Raw genomic sequence first — 16,499 nt, forward strand, 5'->3', positions numbered from 1 at the left:
GGGGCGTCGCTTCCGTCGGTGAAAGGTACGCGCATGTCAGGTCAGTGGGGCGAGGGCCCGGCCCGGGGCGAGGACGCGCCCGGCGCGCTCACCACGGAGAGCGGCGGCGCCGTGCCACAGCCCCGCACCGGTGGCCGGGCGGAGGCCCGACGGGCCGCTCAGGGCAAGGGCGGCGGCCGCGGCGGCAAGGACGGCGGGAAGGACGGCGGCAAGGGCGGCAAGCCGGACGGACCGGCCGGCGGCGGACGGGCGGCGGCGCGCAAGAGCAGCAAGCCCAAGAAGAACGTGAAGAAGATCGTCGCCTGGTCGGCGGCCGGCGTGCTGGTGCTGATCGCGGGCGCCGGCGGCGCGATCTACTTCAAGCTGAACGCCAACATCAAGTCCTTCGACGCCGACGCCATCGCCACCGACCGCCCCCCGGAGGCGCAGGCCGACGCGGACGGCAACAAGCCGGTCAACGTGCTGCTGATCGGCTCGGACAGCCGCGGCAAGAACAACGCGGACCTCGGCGGCGGCGAGGACGGCGGCGCCCGCTCGGACACCACGATCCTGCTGCACGTCTACGCCGACCACAAGCACGCCGTGGGCATCTCGATCCCCCGCAACGCGATGGTCCAGATACCGCCCTGCAAGCTGCCCAACGGCAAGTGGACCAAGGGCGGCAACGACCTCTTCAACGCCGCCTTCTCCACCGGCGGCAGCGACGACGGCAACCCGGCCTGCACCCAGAACACCGTGGAGAAGCTCACCGGCATCCGGGTCGACCACACCATGGTGGTCGACTTCAACGGCTTCTCCGCGATGACCTCGGCCGTCAACGGCGTCGACGTCTGCCTGCCGAAGGCGATCTACGAGGGCGACATCAACCCGAACCTGAAGAAGAAGGGCGACCTCGTCCTCCCGGCGGGCAAGCAGACCGTCCAGGGCCAGAAGGCGCTCGACTACGTGCGTCTGCGGCACGGCATCGGCGACGGCTCCGACATCGGCCGGATGAAGCGCCAGCAGGCCTTCCTCAGCTCGCTGGCCAGCAAGATGAAGAAGGAGGGGCTGAGCCCCACCACCCTGCTGCCGCTCGCCGACGCCGCGACCAAGTCGCTGACCGTCGACCCGGGCCTGTCCTCCGCGGACAAGCTGCTCTCGTTCGGCCTGTCGCTGAAGAACATCGACATGCACGACCTCAAGTTCGTGACGGCGCCGTGGCGTTACCGCACCCAGGACGCCAACATCGACCTCGTCCAGCCGGACGCCGGCAAGCTCTGGGCCACCCTCAAGGCCGACCAGACCATCGACGGCCAGAACGCCACCGGCCAGCAGCCGGACGCCGCGGCCAGCCCCTCCGCCGGAGCCTCGGCGCCGGCGGCCGCGCCCACCAGCGCCCCGGTGCCCGCCGACGCCGGCAACTCCACGGTCAAGGTGGCGGTCTACAACGGGACGATCGTCAACGGCCTGGCCGGCAAGGCGACCGACCAGCTGAAGGCGGCCAAGTTCACGGCCACCACGGCCGGCCAGGCGGCGAGCACCAAGTACAAGACCACCATGATCGAGTACGGCTCCGGGCAGAAGGCGAACGCCGACAAGGTCGCCGCGCTCTTCCCGGGCGCCAGCGTCGAGGCCGGCAACTCGGCGGGCGTGACGGTGATCGTCGGCAAGGACTTCGCCGCGGCCAACGGCGCGGGCTCCGCCACCGGTGCGGCCGGCGCGTCGGCGAGCGGCACCGCCGCGGGCACCCCGGCGACCCCGGCGCCGCTGCCCACCACCGTCACCAACGACGCCCGCTCGGCGGACGACGACATCTGCGCGAACACCACCTACGGCAGCGGCGGCTGAGGCCCGCCCCACCGCGACGCACCGGAACGACCCCCGGGCCGGCGCCCTCCGGGGCGCGTCGGCCCGGGGGTCGTGCCATGGTGGCCGGAGGAGGGGCGGGGGGAGCCGCGCAGCCCAGCGAAAGGCGGACCCGATGCCCGAGATCGCCCTGCAGTTCGACATCGCCGCGCCCCGGGCCGTCGTCCTCGCCGCGCTGAACACGCACGACGGGCTGACCAGCTGGTGGACCACGGCGGTGGACCGGGAGGGCGACGTCCTGCTGTTCGACTTCCCGGGGGTGCCCGAGCCGTTCCGGCTGCGCCGCGAGCGGGCCGACCTCGACCGGGTGGTGTGGGCCAACGCGGGCGCCTTCCCGCCGCACTGGGCCGGCACCTGGATCAGCTGGGACCTCGCCGACCAGCCCGACGCGCCCGACCGCACCCGCCTGCTGTTCCGGCACGGCGGCTGGCAGCCGGGCAGCGAGGAGGGCGTCCCGATGGTCGCCGGCACCTGGGCCGAACTGCTGGTCCGGCTCAAGGACTACGCGCAGAGCGGCAAGGTGCAGCCGTACTTCGTCACGGCGTCCCGGCACGACGCCGGGTGACCGCCCGGTGGTCGCTCCGTGCCCGGTCGCCCAGCAGGGCGCCGTCCGGTGGCGGGATCGCGGTGGCGGGCCGATGGTGGCCGTGTACGGCCGTTCGCGCGGACGGTCGGCACCGGACGGCAGACGGCCGCCCGCCCCGACGACCGCCCGCCCCGACGACCGCCCGCCCCGACGACCGCCCGCCCCGACGACCGCCCGCCCCGACGACCACCGCGCCGGCGACCACTGCCTCCGGGAGGCCCAGCAATGCCCGTAGTCACCGCTCCGTACAAGCCCGGCACCCCGTGCTGGATCGATCTGATGGCGAGCGACCAGCAGGCCGCGCTCGACTTCTACCGCGACCTGTTCGGCTGGCAGGGCGAGGTCGGCCCGGCCGAGTTCGGCGGCTACTCCGTGTGCTCGCTCAACGGCAAGCCGGTCGCCGGGATCATGGCGCAGTCCGCGCCCGAGGGCCAGCCGCTGCCGCCGGTCGGCTGGACCACCTACCTGGCCTCGGACGACGCCGACGCGAGCAGCCGGTCGATCTCCGAGCACGGCGGCACGATCCTCTACCCGGTGATGGACGTCGGCACCGTCGGCCGGATGCTGGTCGCCGCCGACCCGACCGGCGCGGTGTTCGGCGTCTGGCAGAAGGTCGACTTCATCGGCGCGGGCGTGGTCAACGAGCCGGGAGCGCTGGTCTGGAACGAGCTCAACACCACGGACACCGGCCTGGCCGGAGCCTTCTACCACCAGGCGCTCGGGCTGCGCCCGGCGACCATCCAGGGCATGGAGGGCTACTACTCGCTGAACGTCGGCGACCGCACGGTGGGCGGCATGCAGCCGGTCGCCGGGTACCTGGCGACGGGCACGCCCTCGCACTGGATGGCGTACTTCTCGGTGGACGACGTGGACTCGACCGTCGACGCCCTGGTCAAGGCCGGCGGCGCGGTGATCCAGCCGCCGTTCGACATGCAGTCGGGCCGGATGGCCGTGGTCTCGGACCCGCAGGGCGCGGTCTTCGCGGTGACGGCGGCCGCCGAGGCGCAGATGCCCGACTCGCCCTGATCCGGCCGACGCCGCCCGCACCCGATGCCCGCACCCGATGCCGGCCCCCGACCCCGGTGCCCGTCCCGGCCCCCGCCCCGGTCCTGACCCCGGCCCCCGCCCCGGTCCTGACCCCGGCCCCGGCCCGGTCCCGGGCCGGGCGCGGCCGGGCGGGCCGGAAGCCGCCCTTCCGCGACGCGCCGCCGGGAAATGGGCGGCTTCCCCGTGTTCGCGGGTAAGACTGCACCCATGCTGGGGCTACCGGACGACATCCGCGCATTCCTCTTCGACCTCGACGGGGTCCTCACCCGGACCGCCGAGGTGCACGCGGCGGCCTGGAAGGACACCTTCGACACCTTCCTGCGTGCCGAAGCGGCGCGCACCGGCGGGCAGTTCGTCCCCTTCGACGCCGTCACCGACTACGACGCCTACGTGGACGGCCGCCCGCGCCTCGACGGCACCCGGACGTTCCTGCGCAGCCGGGGCGTCGACCTGCCCGAGGGGACCGACGCCGACCCGCCCAACGCCCGTACCGTGCAAGGGATCAGCCTCGCCAAGAACGACACCGTGCTGCGGATGATCCGCGAGCAGGGCGTCCGGCCCTACGAGGGCTCGGTCGCCTACGTGCGCCGGCTGCAGGCGCTCGGCCTGCCCAGCGCGGTGGTGTCCTCCAGCGCCAACTGCCACGACGTGCTGCGGGCGGCGGGCATCGAGGAGCTGTTCGACCTGATCGTGGACGGCGTCGTCGCCAAGCGCGAGGGCCTGCCCGGCAAACCCGCGCCCGACACCTACCTCTACGCCGCCCGCACGCTCGGCGTCGAGCCCGCGCACGCTGCCGTGTTCGAGGACGCGCTGGCCGGGGTGGCCTCCGGCCGGGCCGGCGGCTTCGGCGCGGTGGTCGGGGTGAACCGCACCGGCCAGGCCGCCGAGCTGCGCCGGGACGGTGCGAGCGTGGTCGTCGACGACCTCGCCGAGCTGCTCGCGGCGGAGGAGGACGCATGACCGGCCTGGACAACTTCGCCGTCGACCCCTGGCAGATCGTCGAACAGGGGCTGGACCTGACCTCGATGGCCCGCGCCGAGTCCCTGTTCGCGCTCTCCAACGGCCACATCGGCCTGCGCGCCAACCTCGACGAGGGCGAGCCGCACGGCCTGCCCGGCACCTACCTCAACGGCGTCTTCGAGCTGCGCCCGCTGCCGTACGGCGAGGGCGGCTACGGCTACCCGGAGTCCAGCCAGAGCGTCATCAACGTGACCAACGGCAAGATCATCCGGCTGCTGGTCGACGACGAGCCCTTCGACCTGCGCTACGGCGAACTGGTCAGCCACCGGCGCTGGCTGGACTTCCGCGAGGGCCTGCTGAACCGGGAGGCCGAGTGGACCTCCCCGGCCGGCCGGACGATCCGGGTGCGCTCCACCCGGCTGGTCTCGCTGACCCAGCGGGCCGTCGCCGCCGTCGAGTACAGCGTCGAGGCGGTCGACGAGCCGGTGCGGATCGTGCTGCAGTCCGAGCTGGTCGCCAACGAGCAGCTGCCCGGCGGCCCCGAGGGGGACCCGCGGGCCGCGGCCGTCCTGGAGGCGCCGCTGCAGTCCGAGGCGCACCACGCCGCGGACGGCAAGGCCGTCCTGGTGCACCGCACCCGCTACAGCGGCATCCGGGTCGCCGCCGGGATGGACCACCTCATCGAGGGGCCCGAGCGGCTCGACACCGTCGCGGAGGCCACGCCGGACCAGTGCCGGGTCAGCGTCACCACCGTGCTCGCGCCCGGGCAGCGGCTGCGGCTGGTCAAGTTCATGTCCTACGGGTGGTCGGCCACCCGCTCGCTGCCCGCCGTCCGGGACCAGGTGGAGGCCGCGCTGACCGCCGCCCGGTACACCGGCTGGGACGGCCTGGTCGCCGAACAGGCCGACTACCTGCGGGAGTTCTGGGAGAACAGCGACGTCGAGATCGAGGGCGACGTCGAACTCCAGCAGGCCGTCCGGTTCGCCGTCTTCCACGTCCTGCAGGCCGGCGCCCGCAGCGAGGAGCGGGCCATCCCGGCCAAGGGGCTGACCGGCCCCGGCTACGACGGCCACAGCTTCTGGGACACCGAGACCTTCGTCCTGCCGGTGCTCACCTACTGCCTGCCCGGCGCTGTCAACCAGGCGCTGCGCTGGCGGCACACCACCCTCCCGCTGGCCCGCGAACGGGCCGCCCAACTCGGCCTGGCCGGAGCGGTGTTCCCCTGGCGGACGATCCGCGGCGAGGAGTGCTCCGGGTACTGGCCGGCCGGCACCGCCGCGTTCCACATCGGCGCCGACATCGCGGCCGCCGTCGCCCGCTACGTCCGGGCCACCGCGGACGCCGAGTTCGAGCGCGAGTACGGGCTCGAACTCCTCGTCGAGACCGCCCGGATGTGGCGCTCGCTCGGCCACCACGACGTCGCCGGCAGGTTCCGCATCGAGGGCGTCACCGGCCCCGACGAGTACAGCGCCGTCGCCGACAACAACGTGTTCACCAACCTGATGGCGCAGTCGAACCTGCGCGCCGCCGCCGAGGCCGCCGTCCGCCACCCGCGCGAGGCCGCCGACCTCGGCGTCGACACCGAGGAGACCGCCGCCTGGCGGGACGCCGCCGCCGCGATGTACGTCCCGTACGACGAGGACCTCGGCGTCCACCCCCAGGCCGACGGCTTCACCCACCACCAGGTCTGGGACTTCGAGCACACCCCGCCCGAGAAGTACCCGCTGCTGCTGCACTTCCCCTACTTCGACCTGTACCGCAAGCAGGTGGTCAAGCAGGCCGACCTGGTGCTCGCCATGCAGGTCAGGGGCGACGCCTTCACCGACGAGCAGAAGGCCCGCAACTTCGCCTACTACGAGCGCCTGACCGTCCGTGACTCCTCGCTCTCCGCGTGCACCCAGGCGGTGATCGCCGCCGAGGTCGGCCAGCTCGACCTCGCCTACGACTACACCGCCGAAGCCGCCCTGATGGACCTGCACGACCTGGGCGGCAACACCCGCGACGGCCTGCACATGGCCTCCCTCGCCGGGGCCTGCGTCGCGCTGGTGGCCGGCTTCGGCGGGCTGCGCGACCACGGGGAGGCGCTGTCCTTCCGGCCCCGGCTGCCGGCCGGACTGATGCGCCTCGGCTTCTCGCTGCTGGTCCGCGGGCAGCTGCTCGGCGTCCGGATCACCCACGAGGGGACGACGTACACGCTGCGCCGCGGCGAGGTGCTCCACCTGCGCCACGACGGCGAGCTGGTGCAGGTGAAGGCGGGGGAGCCGGTGACCCTGCCGACCACCGTGCCGCCGGCCCAGGAGCGGTGCGCGCAGCCGCCCGGCCGGGAGCCGGCCCGGCGCCAGGCGCAGGCGGGCGTGGCCGCCGGCAAGGTCGGGCAGTCGCCGGACCACCTGGCGGCGGAGTAGCCGGATCGCCCCCCCGCCCCGCCCCCGCGGCGGCCTCACCTGTTCGGCCCGCCCCGGGTGCGGGCCGGGCCCGGCCGCCGGAGGGTGCAGGTGTCCTGTGGCAGCCGGCGGCCGCCGGCACCCGAGCGGGCGGCGGGCGGCGGGCGGCGGTAACGGCGGGAAGGAGAGCACCCGTGGCGAGCGTGGCCGAACAGATGGTGGAGGTGCTCCGGCAGGCCGGGGTGGAGCGGGTCTACGGGGTGGTCGGGGACAGCCTCAACCCGGTCGTGGACGCGATCCGGCGGGCCGAGGGCATCAGCTGGGTGCACGTGCGCAACGAGGAGGCCGGCGCGTTCGCGGCCGCCGCGGAGGCGGAGCTGAGCGGCCGGCTGGCCGTCTGCGCCGGTTCCTGCGGGCCCGGCAACACCCACCTCGTCCAGGGCCTCTACGACGCCCAGCGCAGCGGACTGCCGGTGCTGGCGCTGGCCTCGCACATCCCGTCCGGCCAGATCGGCACCGGGTTCTTCCAGGAGACCCACCCCGAGCGGGTGTTCACCGACTGCAGCAACTGGTGCGAGATGGTCTCCACCCCCGCCCAGCTGCCCCGGCTGCTGCGGATCGCCGTCCAGCACGCGCTCGGCTCGCACGGCGTCTCGGTGCTGGCCTTCCCCGGGGACGTCGCCGCGCTGCCCGCGGCCGGGCCCACCGGCAGCAGTCACTTCCTCACCGAGCAGGCCGTGGCCGCGCCGCCGTGGTCGCAGGTGCAGGAGCTGGCCCGGCTGCTCAACGCGGCCCGCAAGGTCGCGCTGTTCTGCGGTGCGGGGGTCCGCGGGGCGCACGCGGAGGTGATGGAGCTCGCGCAGGCCCTGAACGCACCGGTGGGGCACTCGCTGCGGGGCAAGGAGTGGATCCAGTTCGACAACCCCTACGACGTCGGGATGAGCGGGCTGCTCGGCTACGGCGCCTGCCACGAGGCCCTGCACTCCGCCGACCTGGTCCTGCTGCTCGGCACCGACTTCCCGTACGACTCCTTCCTGCCGCAGGTGCACACCGTCCAGGTCGACCACGACGCCACCCGGCTGGGCCGCCGCAGCGCCCTGGAGCTGGCCGTCCACGGGGACGTCGCGGCCACCCTGCGGGCCGTCCTGCCGCTGCTGGAGGCCTCGCCCGACCGGTCCTTCCTCGACGGGATGCTGCGCAGGCACTGCCGGGCGCTGGAGGACGTGGTCGGCGCGTACACCCGGGACATCGAGGAGCACCTGCCGATCCACCCGGAGTACGTCGCCTCGGTGCTCGACGACGTGGCCGCCGCCGACGCGGTGTTCACCGTGGACACGGGCATGAACAACGTCTGGGCCGCCCGCTACCTGCAGCCCAACGGGCGCCGCCGGGTGATCGGCTCCTTCCTGCACGGTTCGATGGCCAACGCCCTGCCGCACGCGATCGGCGCCCAACTCGCCTGCCCCGGGCGGCAGGTCATCGCGATGGCGGGTGACGGCGGGATCGGCATGCTGCTCGGCGAGCTGCTCACGGTCGCCAAGCACCGGCTGCCGGTGAAGACCGTCGTCTTCAACAACGGAGCGCTCGGCATGATCAAGCTGGAGATGCTGGTCTCCGGCTACCCGGAGTCGGAGATCGACAACGGGGACGTGGACTACGCGGGCATCGCCCGGGCGATGGGCGTCCCGGCGAAACGGGTGACCGAACCGGGCCGGGTCCGCGAGGTGCTGGCCGAGGCGCTGGAACGGCCCGGGCCCGCGCTCGTCGACGTGGTCACCGACCCCAACGCGCTGTCGATCCCGCCGCACATCACCGCGGCCCAGCTGAAGGGTTTCGCGCTGGCCGCCGGGCGGACGGTGCTCTCCGGCGGGGTCGGTCGCATGATCGACCTGGCCCGCAGCAACCTGCGCAACATCCCGCGGCCGTGAGGCCGGTCCGGCCCGCGGCCCGACGCCGGAGCCCTCAGGCGATTTGCCCCTGAGGCAAAATTCTTGCCCGAGCGGTACGGCGGGTGTCCACTGGTCACATGACCACCAGCCCGACCGGGGCCCCCGCCCCGGGAGACCAGCTCGACGACCAGGAGGTGGCCGGCCTCGCCGCCCGCCTCCGGGAACACCGGCTCAGCAGCCGCCTGACGCTCGAAGTGGCCTCCGCGCGGGTCGGGCTCTCCCCAGCCTATCTGTCCCGGCTGGAGACCGGCCGCCGCCAGCCGTCCCTCCCCGTCCTGCTCGGCCTCGCCCGCGCCTACGGCACCTCCGTCTCGGGCCTCCTCGGCGAGACCATGGCCGAACCCGACCCGGTGGTCCGCGGCGGCGCCATCGACCCCGGCCGGGCCGGCGGCTGGGGCTACCGCCGCGCCGGCGCCCCCGGCCGCGCCATGCAGGCGCTGCGGGTGCACGTGCCGCCCGGCGTGCAGGACGCGGTGGTCCGGGTCCACCCCGGCGAGGAGTGGCTGTACGTCCTCCAGGGGCGGCTCAGGCTCACCCTCGGCGACCGCGTCCACCGGCTCGACGTCGGCGACTCCGCCCACTTCGACTCGCTCACCCCGCACTGCATCGCCGCCGACGCGCCGGCCGGCGTCGAACTGCTCTTCGTCCACACCCTGCTGCAGAGCCCCGGCGGCGAACTCTGCCTCGGCGGCGGCCCCGCAGCCACCCACTGACCCACCGTCAGGAACCGGAGGAGATCCCCATGGCCGATCCCACCAGCACCGCCGCCAAGCCGACCGCCGCGGCGGACACCGCGGCCGGCCCGAAGACGATGGACGCCGGGAAGTGGGCCAACAAGCGGGTCTACCTCCGCCTGGTGATCTACACCGCGGGCATCCACGTCTTCGCCGGCTTCATCATGCTGCTGTTCGAGCTCGGCAGCCGCAACAAGTGACCCGCCCCGGGCCGTCGGTGACCTCCGGCGGCCCGCCGCACCGCCCGTCCGGCGGCCCGGCGCACCGCCCGTCCGGCGGCCCGGCGCACCGCCCGTCCGGCGGCCCGGCGCACCGCCCGTCCGGCGGCACCGGCCCGGCTCGGCCGGGCTCACCGCTCGCGCAGCAGCTCGCAGAGCGCGGCCAGCGCCGCCGGGTAGGCGTGCTCGGGCGGGGCCGCGTAGCCGATCACCAGGGCCGGCGCGGCGCCCTCGCCGACGGCCCGGTCGGCGAGGTGCCAGGACAGCGTCCCCAGGGCCAGCCCGGCGGCCTCGGCCCGGGCCCGCAGCTCCGCCTCGGACGGCGAACCCGGCGGCAGCTCCAGGACGGCGTGCAGTCCGGCGGCGATGCCGGTGACCCGCACCCGCGGGGCGTGCTCCGCCAGGGCGGCGACCAGCTGGTCCCGCCGCCGCCGGTAGTGCAGCCGGCAGCGCCGCACGTGCCGGTCGTACGTCCCGGAGGTGATCAGCTCGGCGAGGGTCAGCTGGTCGAGCACCGGGGACATCGTGTCGGCCAGCGCCTTCAGCCGGGCCACCGGTTCGACCAGCGCGTCCGGCAGGGCGAGCCAGGCCAGCCGCAGGCCCGGCGCGAGGCTCTTGGCGGCCGTGCCCGCGTACACCACCCGCTCCGGGTCGAGCGCCTGCATCGCGCCGACCGGCTGCCGGTCGTAGCGGAACTCGCCGTCGTAGTCGTCCTCGACGACGTACCGGTCCCGCTCGCGCGCCCAGCGGACGGCGGCGGCCCGGCGGTCGGCGGCCAGCGCCGAGCCGGTCGGGTACTGGTGCGCGGGGGTGAGCAGCACGGCGCCGCACCGGGAGTCGAGCCCGTCGAGCCGTTCGACCCGGGCGCCCGCCCCGTCCAGCGGCAGTGCGACGGTGCTCAGCCCGGCGGCCCGTAGGACGGCGTGCTGCGGGGGCAGGCCGTACCCCTCGACCGCGATGCCGCGGGCGCCGTGCTCCCGCAGGGCCGCGCCGAGCAGGCCCAGGCCCTGGGTGACGCCCGTGCAGATCAGCAGGTGGTCGGGGTCGGTGCGGACCCCGCGGACCCGGGCCAGGTAGTCGCAGAGTGCCTGCCGCAGCTCGATCCGGCCGAGCGGCCCGCCGTAGCCGAAGGCGTCGTGCGGTGCGGTGGCCAGGGCCCGGCGGGCCGCGGCGAGCCAGGCGGTGCGGGGGAACAGCGAGAGGTCGGGCCGGCCCGCCGACAGGTCGTGCCGGACGCTCCGGCCCCGCGCCGACGGCCGGGTGCTCCGCCGCCCGGGGCGCGGTGCGGCGCGCCGGGCGACGGTGGTGCCGGACCCCTGCCGGGACGTGAGCCAGCCCTCCGCGGTGAGCTGTCCGTACGCCTCGACGACGGTGTTCCGGGCGATCCCGAGGTCCTCGCCGAGGGCCCGCGAGGACGGCAGCCGGGTGCCCGGTCCGAGGCGCCCGTCCTGGACGGCCTCGCGCAGGGCGTCCTCCAGGGCGACCCGCAACCCGGCACCGGCGGCCCGCCGCTCGGTGAGGTCCAGGTGCAGGTCGCCGCCGAAGGAGGTCCAGGAGCTGCTCATGGGGGCCGTTCTGTCCGGGGCGGTCGCGGTCCGTCCCGATTATCGCGCGGCGGCCCCGCGGCCCGGGGTCAGCTCCAGGTGGCGCCGGCCGGCTCCTCGATGGTGGTGTTGATGCGGTTGAAGAAGTTGGTCAGCGCGATCATCAGGATGATCGCGGAGAGCTGCTCCTCGTCGAAGTGGTCGGCGGCGGCGTCCCAGACGTCCTGCGGGACGGCCCGGCCCGAGCGGTCGGCGATCCGGGTGGCCGACTCGGTGAGTTCGAGGGCGGCGCGCTCCTCGTCGGAGAAGAACGGCGCCTCCCGCCACGCGGCGACCGCGTGCAGCCGCTCGTCGGTCTCGCCGTGCTGCTTGGCGCCGGTGACGCCGGCGAACACGCAGGCGCTGCAGCCGTTGATCTGACTGGCCCGCAGGTGCACCAGCTCCAGCACCTTCGGGGAGACGCCCCCCTGGTACATCGCCTTGTAGATGGTCTGGATGCCGGTCATGGCCTCGGGCAGTACCATGGCGGGGTTCTTCATCCGAGCGGTGGTCATCGTCTGCTCCTCGTGGTCGGTTAGCGTCCGTCACAGGACCGACGGATCCCGACGCGAGGATGTGACAGATGGGCGAGGAAATTCTTCTGGCCGAGCGGTTCGAGGCGGAGCGGCCTCAACTCCGCTCCGTGGCCTACCGGATGCTGGGGTCGGTGGCCGAGGCGGAGGACGCCGTGCAGGAGGCCTGGCTGAAGATGAGCCGCACCGACGTGACGGGGGTGCGCAACCTCGGCGCCTGGCTCACCACCGTCGTCGGCCGGGTCTGTCTGGACCAGTTGCGCTCGCGCACCTCCCGCCGCGAGGACCCGCTGCCCGAGCAGGACGGACAGGTCCGGCTGCCGGACCCGGTGGTCAGCGGGCTGTCCACGCTGGACCCGGTGAACGAGATCCTGGTGGCGGACTCGGTCGGCATAGCGCTGATGGTCGTGCTGGAGACGCTCGCCCCGGCCGAGCGGCTGGCCTTCGTCCTGCACGACATGTTCGACGTGCCCTTCGACGAGATCGCGCCGGTCCTCGGCCGGACCGGCGCCTCCACCCGGCAGCTGGCCAGCCGCGCCCGCCGCCGCGTCCAGGGCGCCACTCCGGCCGCCGACGCCGACACGGCGCGCAAGCGCGAGGTGGTGGACGCCTTCCTGACCGCCTCCCGCGGCGGGGACTTCGAGGCGCTGCTCGCGGTGCTCGACCCGGAGGTGGTGGCCCGCTCCGACGGCGGCACGCTGGTGCCGAGCGTGCTGCGCCGCGGTGCGGCCGAGGTCGCCGCCCAGGCGATCACCTTCGCCCGCTTCGCGGCCGACGGCCGTCCGGTCCTGGTCAACGGCTCGCCCGGGGTGGTCTCCTTCGCCGGGGGCCGGGCGCTGTCGGTCATGTCGTTCACCATCCACGACGGCCGGATCACCGCGCTGGACATCCTCACCGACCCGACCCGGCTGGCCGCCCTCGGCCTCACCGGCTGACGGCCGGGCCGTCCGTCCCCGGCGCGACCGACACACTCCGATCGGAGCACTGTCCCCGCCGGGGCCGGACCCCGGGCCCAGACTCTGCCGCATGAACGAGAACGCTGCCGCATGAACGGGAACTGGGACGTCCGGGAGGCCGGTCCGGCCGACGCCCGGCACCGGGTGGTGCTGATCCCCGGCGGGATGTGCTCCGCGGTCTGGTATGAGGACGTGCTGGCCGACCCGTCGCTCGCCGCGGCCGGGATCCGGCTGACGGCCGTCACCCAGCCCGGCTTCGGGGGGACGGCCGCACCCGCGGACGTGTCGATGGACAACTACGCCCGGCTGATGGCCGGTTTCGCCGCCGAGCGCGGCTGCGACGTGCTGGTGGGCCACAGCCTGGGGGCCAACGTCGCCCTGGAGGCGGCCGCGGCCGGCCTGTTCGCCGGGCCGCTGGTGCTGCTCTCGCCGACCTTCTCCCGGCGGGACGAGGCGAGGTTCCTGGCCGTCATGGACCAGGTGGGGCACGTGCCCGGGCTCGGTGCGGCGGCCTGGGCCGCCCTGGTCAGGACACTGCCCCGGACGATGCGCGGCAGCCTGCCGCCGGACCGGGCCGACGCTCTGACGGCCGACCTCGGTCTGACCGAGGCGGGCTCCGCCCGGCGGATCGTCCGGGCCTACTACGAGTACCTGGACCGGCACGGCTCCCTCGTCGACCGGCTCTGCGGCACCGGCCTGCCGGCCTGGGTGGTCCGCGGCGACCACGACGAGATCGGCCTCCAGCCGGCCGAGCGCGCGGCCCTGGAGGCCTGCCCTCGGGTGACGACGGTGACCGTCCCGGACGCCGGCCACGCCGTGCTGGTCGAGCAGCCGGCCGCCGTCGCCGAGGTGGTGCTGGCCGCGGTCGCGAGCCTCTGACCCGGTCCGCCCCGGGCGGGCGGCGGGATCCGCCGGCCCCTGTCGCACCCACCCGCTACCGTGCCGCGCATGGCGAACTATGTACTCGTGGCCGGGGCGTGGCTCGGCGCGTGGGTGTGGGACGAGGTCGGCGCGGAGCTGCGGGCGGCGGGGCACGGGGTGCACCCGGTGACGCTGTCCGGGCTGGCGGAGCGGCGCGGGGAGCCGGCCGGGCAGCAGACGCACGTGGCGGACGTGGTGTCCGCGGTGGAGCGGCTCGACCTGCGGGACGTCGTGCTGGTCGGGCACAGCTACTCGGGCATCCCGGTGGGGCAGGCCGCGGAGCGGATCGGCGACCGGCTGACCGGGGTGGTCTTCGTGGACGCCAACGTGCCGGTGGACGGCGAGTCCTTCGCCGACCAGGGCGCGGAGCCGGCCGCGCTGGTGGCGGCGATCGCCGCGAACGGCGGGTTCTGGGCGCCGATGCCGGCGGCGGAGTTCGCCGAGCAGGGGCTGACGACGGAGCAGATCGACCGGATCGTCGCCGGCGCGACCCCGCACCCGGGCTCCTCGCTGACCGAACCGGCCGTGCTGGAGCGGCCGTTGGCCGCGCTGCCCGCCACCTACGTGAAGTGCCTGCTGGACTGGCCGGAGCCGCCGCCCGTGGTGGTGGAGCTGGTCGCGGGCGGCGGCTGGCGGCTGGTGGAGCTGGACACCGGGCACTGGCCGATGGTCTCGCAGCCGGTCGAACTCGCCCGCGTCCTGGCCCGGGTGTGAGCGCGGCCCGGGGCGAGCGGCTCAGAGGGACAGGTAGACCGCGCTGCCGACGCCGGCGACGAAGCAGTAGACGGCGAACGGCGTCAGGCTGCGGGTCTCGAAGTACTTGGTGAGGAAGCGCACCGAGACGTAACCGGCGACGAAGGCGGCGACGCTGCCGGCGACGACCGGGCCGAGGACGCCGGAGTTCTCCGGCTTGAACAGCTCGGGCACCTTCAGCACGGACGCGGCCAGGATGACGGGGGTGGCGAGCAGGAAGGAGAACCGGGCGGCGTCCTCGTGGTGCAGTCCGCGCAGGATGCCGGCGCTCATGGTGACGCCGGAGCGGCTGATGCCGGGGAAGAGCGCGAGGATCTGGGCGGCGCCGATCCAGGCGCCCTGGCCGTAGCCGAGCCGGGCCAGCCGGTGGTCGGAGGCGACCGCCGGGTCCAGCCCGGGCTCCTCGACGGGCGGGGCGGCGCGCCCGGCCCGCCGGCGGCCGGTGCCGCCGCGCTTGAGCCGCTCGGCGCCGAGCAGGACGAGCCCGTTGAGGGCGAGGAAGACCGCGGCCGGGACGGGCTTGCCGAGCGCGTGCCGCAGCGCCTTCTCCAGGGCGAGGCCGGCCACCCCGACCGGGATGGTGGAGACGATCAGCAGCCAGGCGAGCTTCTCGTCCCGGTCGGAGACCTTGCGGCGGCGGACCGAGCTGAGGAACCCGCTGATCACCCGGACCCAGTCCCTGCGGAAGAACACCACCAGGGCGAGCGCGGTGGCCAGGTGCAGTCCGACCAGCACGGCGAGGTAGGAGGAGCCCTCGGCGGTCATGTCGAGGTCCTGCTGGATCCTCCCGCCGATGAGGGCGGGCAGCAGGATGCTGTGGCCCAGGCTGGAGACCGGGAAGAGTTCCGTCACTCCCTGCAGCAGGCCGACGCCTATCGCTTCGGGGTAGGTCAGGGTGGACATCGCGCACCTTCGCTCGGGGGTCTGATCCGGGGGAGCCCCGCGAAGCTACTACGGGCATGTAGACGCCCGGCAGGGCCGCCGCCAGAAGTTCACCGAGCGGACGTCTGCGCGACACCGCGGGCCGGAGCGGGCGCTCGGGCGTTGCTCGGGTCGGGTGCTGCTCGGGCGCTGCTCGGGACGGGCGCCGTCGGGGACCGGCGCGCAGGGAGGGCGCTCAGGACCCGCCGTGCCGGTCCGGGCCGGGCGCCACCCGGCGCCACGCGCCGCCCCCGGCGGGCACCGGCGCGGGGGCGAAGTCGTAGCGCAGCCGGTCGGGCCCGAGGGCGAGCAGGGAGATCGAGGAGGATCCCCAGATCCGGCCGTCGCCGAAGTCCCGCCGCTGGATCAGCGCGGCGTCGTCGTCCAGCGGCAGCCCGTCGCCGGTGACGATCGGCAGCCACGCTCCCCAGGCCCGCTCGACGGGGCCGTCGCCGTGCGGCTCCGGTCGGGGCGCGGCCTCGAGGCGGGCCCGGAAGTGCTCGGCGCGGGCGGCCATCAGCGCGCGGATCCGCTCGGAGGCGGTCCGGTTCGCTGACAGGCCCTCCAGCCCGTCGTTGAGCACCACGCTGAGGCCGGGCGGCAGCTCGTGCTCCTCCAGCCGGCCGCCGCCCCAGCTGGTGACCCGGGCGCCGTCCGGCCGGGCGACGACGAGGTGGAAGGGGTCGTGGGGGGTGAGGTCGAGGTGGCCGATGCCGCCCTCCTGGACGGCGGTGAGGGCCAGCACGCCGCGGGAGCGCCGGGTGCCGGCCGGGGCGGCCGGGCCGAAGCCGTTCAACAGGCAGGCGGCGAAGCGCCGTTCGGGGTCGGCGGCCAGCCAGGTCCCGCCGGCCGCGAGGTCCAGACCGCCGAGCAGGCCGGGCCGGTCCGGCCAGTGGTGGTCCGGCGGCAGCCAGGCCCGCCCGAGGTACTCGTCCCGGACGGAGAGGAGCAGCACCGGCACCGCCGCCCCGGGCTCGATGCTGACGAACGCCGTGCACACGATCCTGGCCCCCTGACCTCGTCCTACCGGCGATCCTCGCACGCCTGTTCGCGTACCGGAACGCCGGAACCCCGCTCCGCCGCGGGCCGTCCGTGGCAGACTCGGCGGG

At 74.9% G+C, this 16,499-nt stretch carries 15 protein-coding genes; 11 read left to right on the forward strand and 4 right to left on the reverse strand.

The genetic code is table 11. From position 1 onward, the window contains the following. Window positions 1-33: 33 nt before the first annotated feature. The 8 genes from ACFYUY_RS37185 to ACFYUY_RS37220 all read left to right on the forward strand — a co-directional run bounded on the left by ACFYUY_RS37185 (window position 34) and on the right by ACFYUY_RS37220 (window position 9,705). Window positions 34-1,827, forward strand: coding sequence for an LCP family protein (locus ACFYUY_RS37185; RefSeq protein ID WP_360222525.1), 1,794 nt, complete (start codon window positions 34-36; stop codon window positions 1,825-1,827). Between the two features lie 133 nt (window positions 1,828-1,960). After that, window positions 1,961-2,410, forward strand: coding sequence for an SRPBCC domain-containing protein (locus tag ACFYUY_RS37190; RefSeq protein ID WP_360222528.1), 450 nt, complete (start codon window positions 1,961-1,963; stop codon window positions 2,408-2,410). A gap of 246 nt (window positions 2,411-2,656) precedes the next feature. Further along, window positions 2,657-3,457 carry a VOC family protein gene (locus ACFYUY_RS37195; RefSeq protein WP_360222531.1) on the forward strand — a complete coding sequence of 267 codons (801 nt, stop codon included), beginning with the start codon at window positions 2,657-2,659 and terminating at the stop codon, window positions 3,455-3,457. Between the two features lie 228 nt (window positions 3,458-3,685). Next, a complete protein-coding gene (locus ACFYUY_RS37200; RefSeq protein ID WP_387907519.1) occupies window positions 3,686-4,438 on the forward strand; it encodes an HAD family hydrolase in 753 nt (250 codons plus the stop codon). Beyond that, complete coding sequence (locus ACFYUY_RS37205) at window positions 4,435-6,843, forward strand: glycosyl hydrolase family 65 protein (RefSeq protein ID WP_360222537.1); 2,409 nt, start codon at window positions 4,435-4,437, stop codon at window positions 6,841-6,843. The genes ACFYUY_RS37200 and ACFYUY_RS37205 overlap by 4 nt, the downstream gene beginning before the upstream one ends. Before the next feature lie 173 nt (window positions 6,844-7,016). Further along, window positions 7,017-8,750: a pyruvate dehydrogenase gene (locus tag ACFYUY_RS37210; protein ID WP_360222540.1), complete on the forward strand. Its 1,734-nt coding sequence runs from the start codon at window positions 7,017-7,019 to the stop codon at window positions 8,748-8,750. Between the two features lie 98 nt (window positions 8,751-8,848). Beyond that, a complete protein-coding gene (locus tag ACFYUY_RS37215; protein WP_360222543.1) occupies window positions 8,849-9,484 on the forward strand; it encodes an XRE family transcriptional regulator in 636 nt (211 codons plus the stop codon). 29 nt (window positions 9,485-9,513) lie between these two features. Then, complete coding sequence (locus tag ACFYUY_RS37220) at window positions 9,514-9,705, forward strand: DUF6126 family protein (protein ID WP_360218501.1); 192 nt, start codon at window positions 9,514-9,516, stop codon at window positions 9,703-9,705. 149 nt (window positions 9,706-9,854) lie between these two features. Here the strand turns inward: ACFYUY_RS37220 and ACFYUY_RS37225 are convergent, their stop codons facing one another. Then, a complete protein-coding gene (locus ACFYUY_RS37225; RefSeq protein ID WP_387907524.1) occupies window positions 9,855-11,288 on the reverse strand; it encodes a PLP-dependent aminotransferase family protein in 1,434 nt (477 codons plus the stop codon). Between the two features lie 68 nt (window positions 11,289-11,356). Further along, window positions 11,357-11,821, reverse strand: a complete 465-nt coding sequence (locus tag ACFYUY_RS37230; protein WP_360218507.1) for a carboxymuconolactone decarboxylase family protein — start codon at window positions 11,819-11,821, stop codon at window positions 11,357-11,359. A gap of 68 nt (window positions 11,822-11,889) precedes the next feature. Between ACFYUY_RS37230 and sigJ the strand changes: the two genes are divergently transcribed. The 3 genes from sigJ (at window position 11,890) to ACFYUY_RS37245 (ending at window position 14,430) form a co-directional block, all read left to right on the forward strand. Beyond that, on the forward strand, window positions 11,890-12,774 hold the full coding sequence (gene sigJ, locus ACFYUY_RS37235; protein ID WP_360218510.1) for an RNA polymerase sigma factor SigJ: 885 nt from the start codon (window positions 11,890-11,892) through the stop codon (window positions 12,772-12,774). 111 nt (window positions 12,775-12,885) lie between these two features. Beyond that, window positions 12,886-13,674, forward strand: a complete 789-nt coding sequence (locus ACFYUY_RS37240; RefSeq protein ID WP_387907527.1) for an alpha/beta fold hydrolase — start codon at window positions 12,886-12,888, stop codon at window positions 13,672-13,674. A gap of 69 nt (window positions 13,675-13,743) precedes the next feature. Beyond that, the gene (locus ACFYUY_RS37245) at window positions 13,744-14,430 is read left to right on the forward strand and encodes an alpha/beta fold hydrolase (protein ID WP_387907529.1); all 687 of its coding nucleotides are present in this window, start codon (window positions 13,744-13,746) and stop codon (window positions 14,428-14,430) included. Between the two features lie 21 nt (window positions 14,431-14,451). On the opposite strand, the gene ACFYUY_RS37250 is transcribed toward ACFYUY_RS37245, so the two are convergent. Both ACFYUY_RS37250 and ACFYUY_RS37255 read right to left on the reverse strand, forming a co-directional pair. Then, on the reverse strand, window positions 14,452-15,372 hold the full coding sequence (locus tag ACFYUY_RS37250) for an undecaprenyl-diphosphate phosphatase (RefSeq protein ID WP_387907531.1): 921 nt from the start codon (window positions 15,370-15,372) through the stop codon (window positions 14,452-14,454). Between the two features lie 214 nt (window positions 15,373-15,586). Further along, a complete protein-coding gene (locus tag ACFYUY_RS37255) occupies window positions 15,587-16,390 on the reverse strand; it encodes an NRDE family protein (RefSeq protein WP_387907534.1) in 804 nt (267 codons plus the stop codon). Window positions 16,391-16,499: the final 109 nt, after the last annotated feature.

Origin of the sequence: Kitasatospora sp. NPDC004745, assembly GCF_042873275.1 — a bacterium.
Classification (GTDB): domain Bacteria; phylum Actinomycetota; class Actinomycetes; order Streptomycetales; family Streptomycetaceae; genus Kitasatospora.

What these genes read in the sequence shown, in the direction of transcription:
- ACFYUY_RS37185 (WP_360222525.1), top strand. Translation starts at nt 34, where the DNA reads ATGTCAGGTCAGTGGGGCGAGGGCCCGGCCCGGGGCGAGGACGCGCCC.
- ACFYUY_RS37190 (WP_360222528.1), top strand. Translation starts at nt 1,961, where the DNA reads ATGCCCGAGATCGCCCTGCAGTTCGACATCGCCGCGCCCCGGGCCGTC.
- ACFYUY_RS37195 (WP_360222531.1), top strand. Translation starts at nt 2,657, where the DNA reads ATGCCCGTAGTCACCGCTCCGTACAAGCCCGGCACCCCGTGCTGGATC.
- ACFYUY_RS37200 (WP_387907519.1), top strand. Translation starts at nt 3,686, where the DNA reads ATGCTGGGGCTACCGGACGACATCCGCGCATTCCTCTTCGACCTCGAC.
- ACFYUY_RS37205 (WP_360222537.1), top strand. Translation starts at nt 4,435, where the DNA reads ATGACCGGCCTGGACAACTTCGCCGTCGACCCCTGGCAGATCGTCGAA.
- ACFYUY_RS37215 (WP_360222543.1), top strand. Translation starts at nt 8,849, where the DNA reads ATGACCACCAGCCCGACCGGGGCCCCCGCCCCGGGAGACCAGCTCGAC.
- ACFYUY_RS37220 (WP_360218501.1), top strand. Translation starts at nt 9,514, where the DNA reads ATGGCCGATCCCACCAGCACCGCCGCCAAGCCGACCGCCGCGGCGGAC.
- ACFYUY_RS37225 (WP_387907524.1), bottom strand. Translation starts at nt 11,288, where the DNA reads ATGAGCAGCTCCTGGACCTCCTTCGGCGGCGACCTGCACCTGGACCTC.
- ACFYUY_RS37230 (WP_360218507.1), bottom strand. Translation starts at nt 11,821, where the DNA reads ATGACCACCGCTCGGATGAAGAACCCCGCCATGGTACTGCCCGAGGCC.
- sigJ (WP_360218510.1), top strand. Translation starts at nt 11,890, where the DNA reads ATGGGCGAGGAAATTCTTCTGGCCGAGCGGTTCGAGGCGGAGCGGCCT.
- ACFYUY_RS37240 (WP_387907527.1), top strand. Translation starts at nt 12,886, where the DNA reads ATGAACGGGAACTGGGACGTCCGGGAGGCCGGTCCGGCCGACGCCCGG.
- ACFYUY_RS37245 (WP_387907529.1), top strand. Translation starts at nt 13,744, where the DNA reads ATGGCGAACTATGTACTCGTGGCCGGGGCGTGGCTCGGCGCGTGGGTG.
- ACFYUY_RS37250 (WP_387907531.1), bottom strand. Translation starts at nt 15,372, where the DNA reads ATGTCCACCCTGACCTACCCCGAAGCGATAGGCGTCGGCCTGCTGCAG.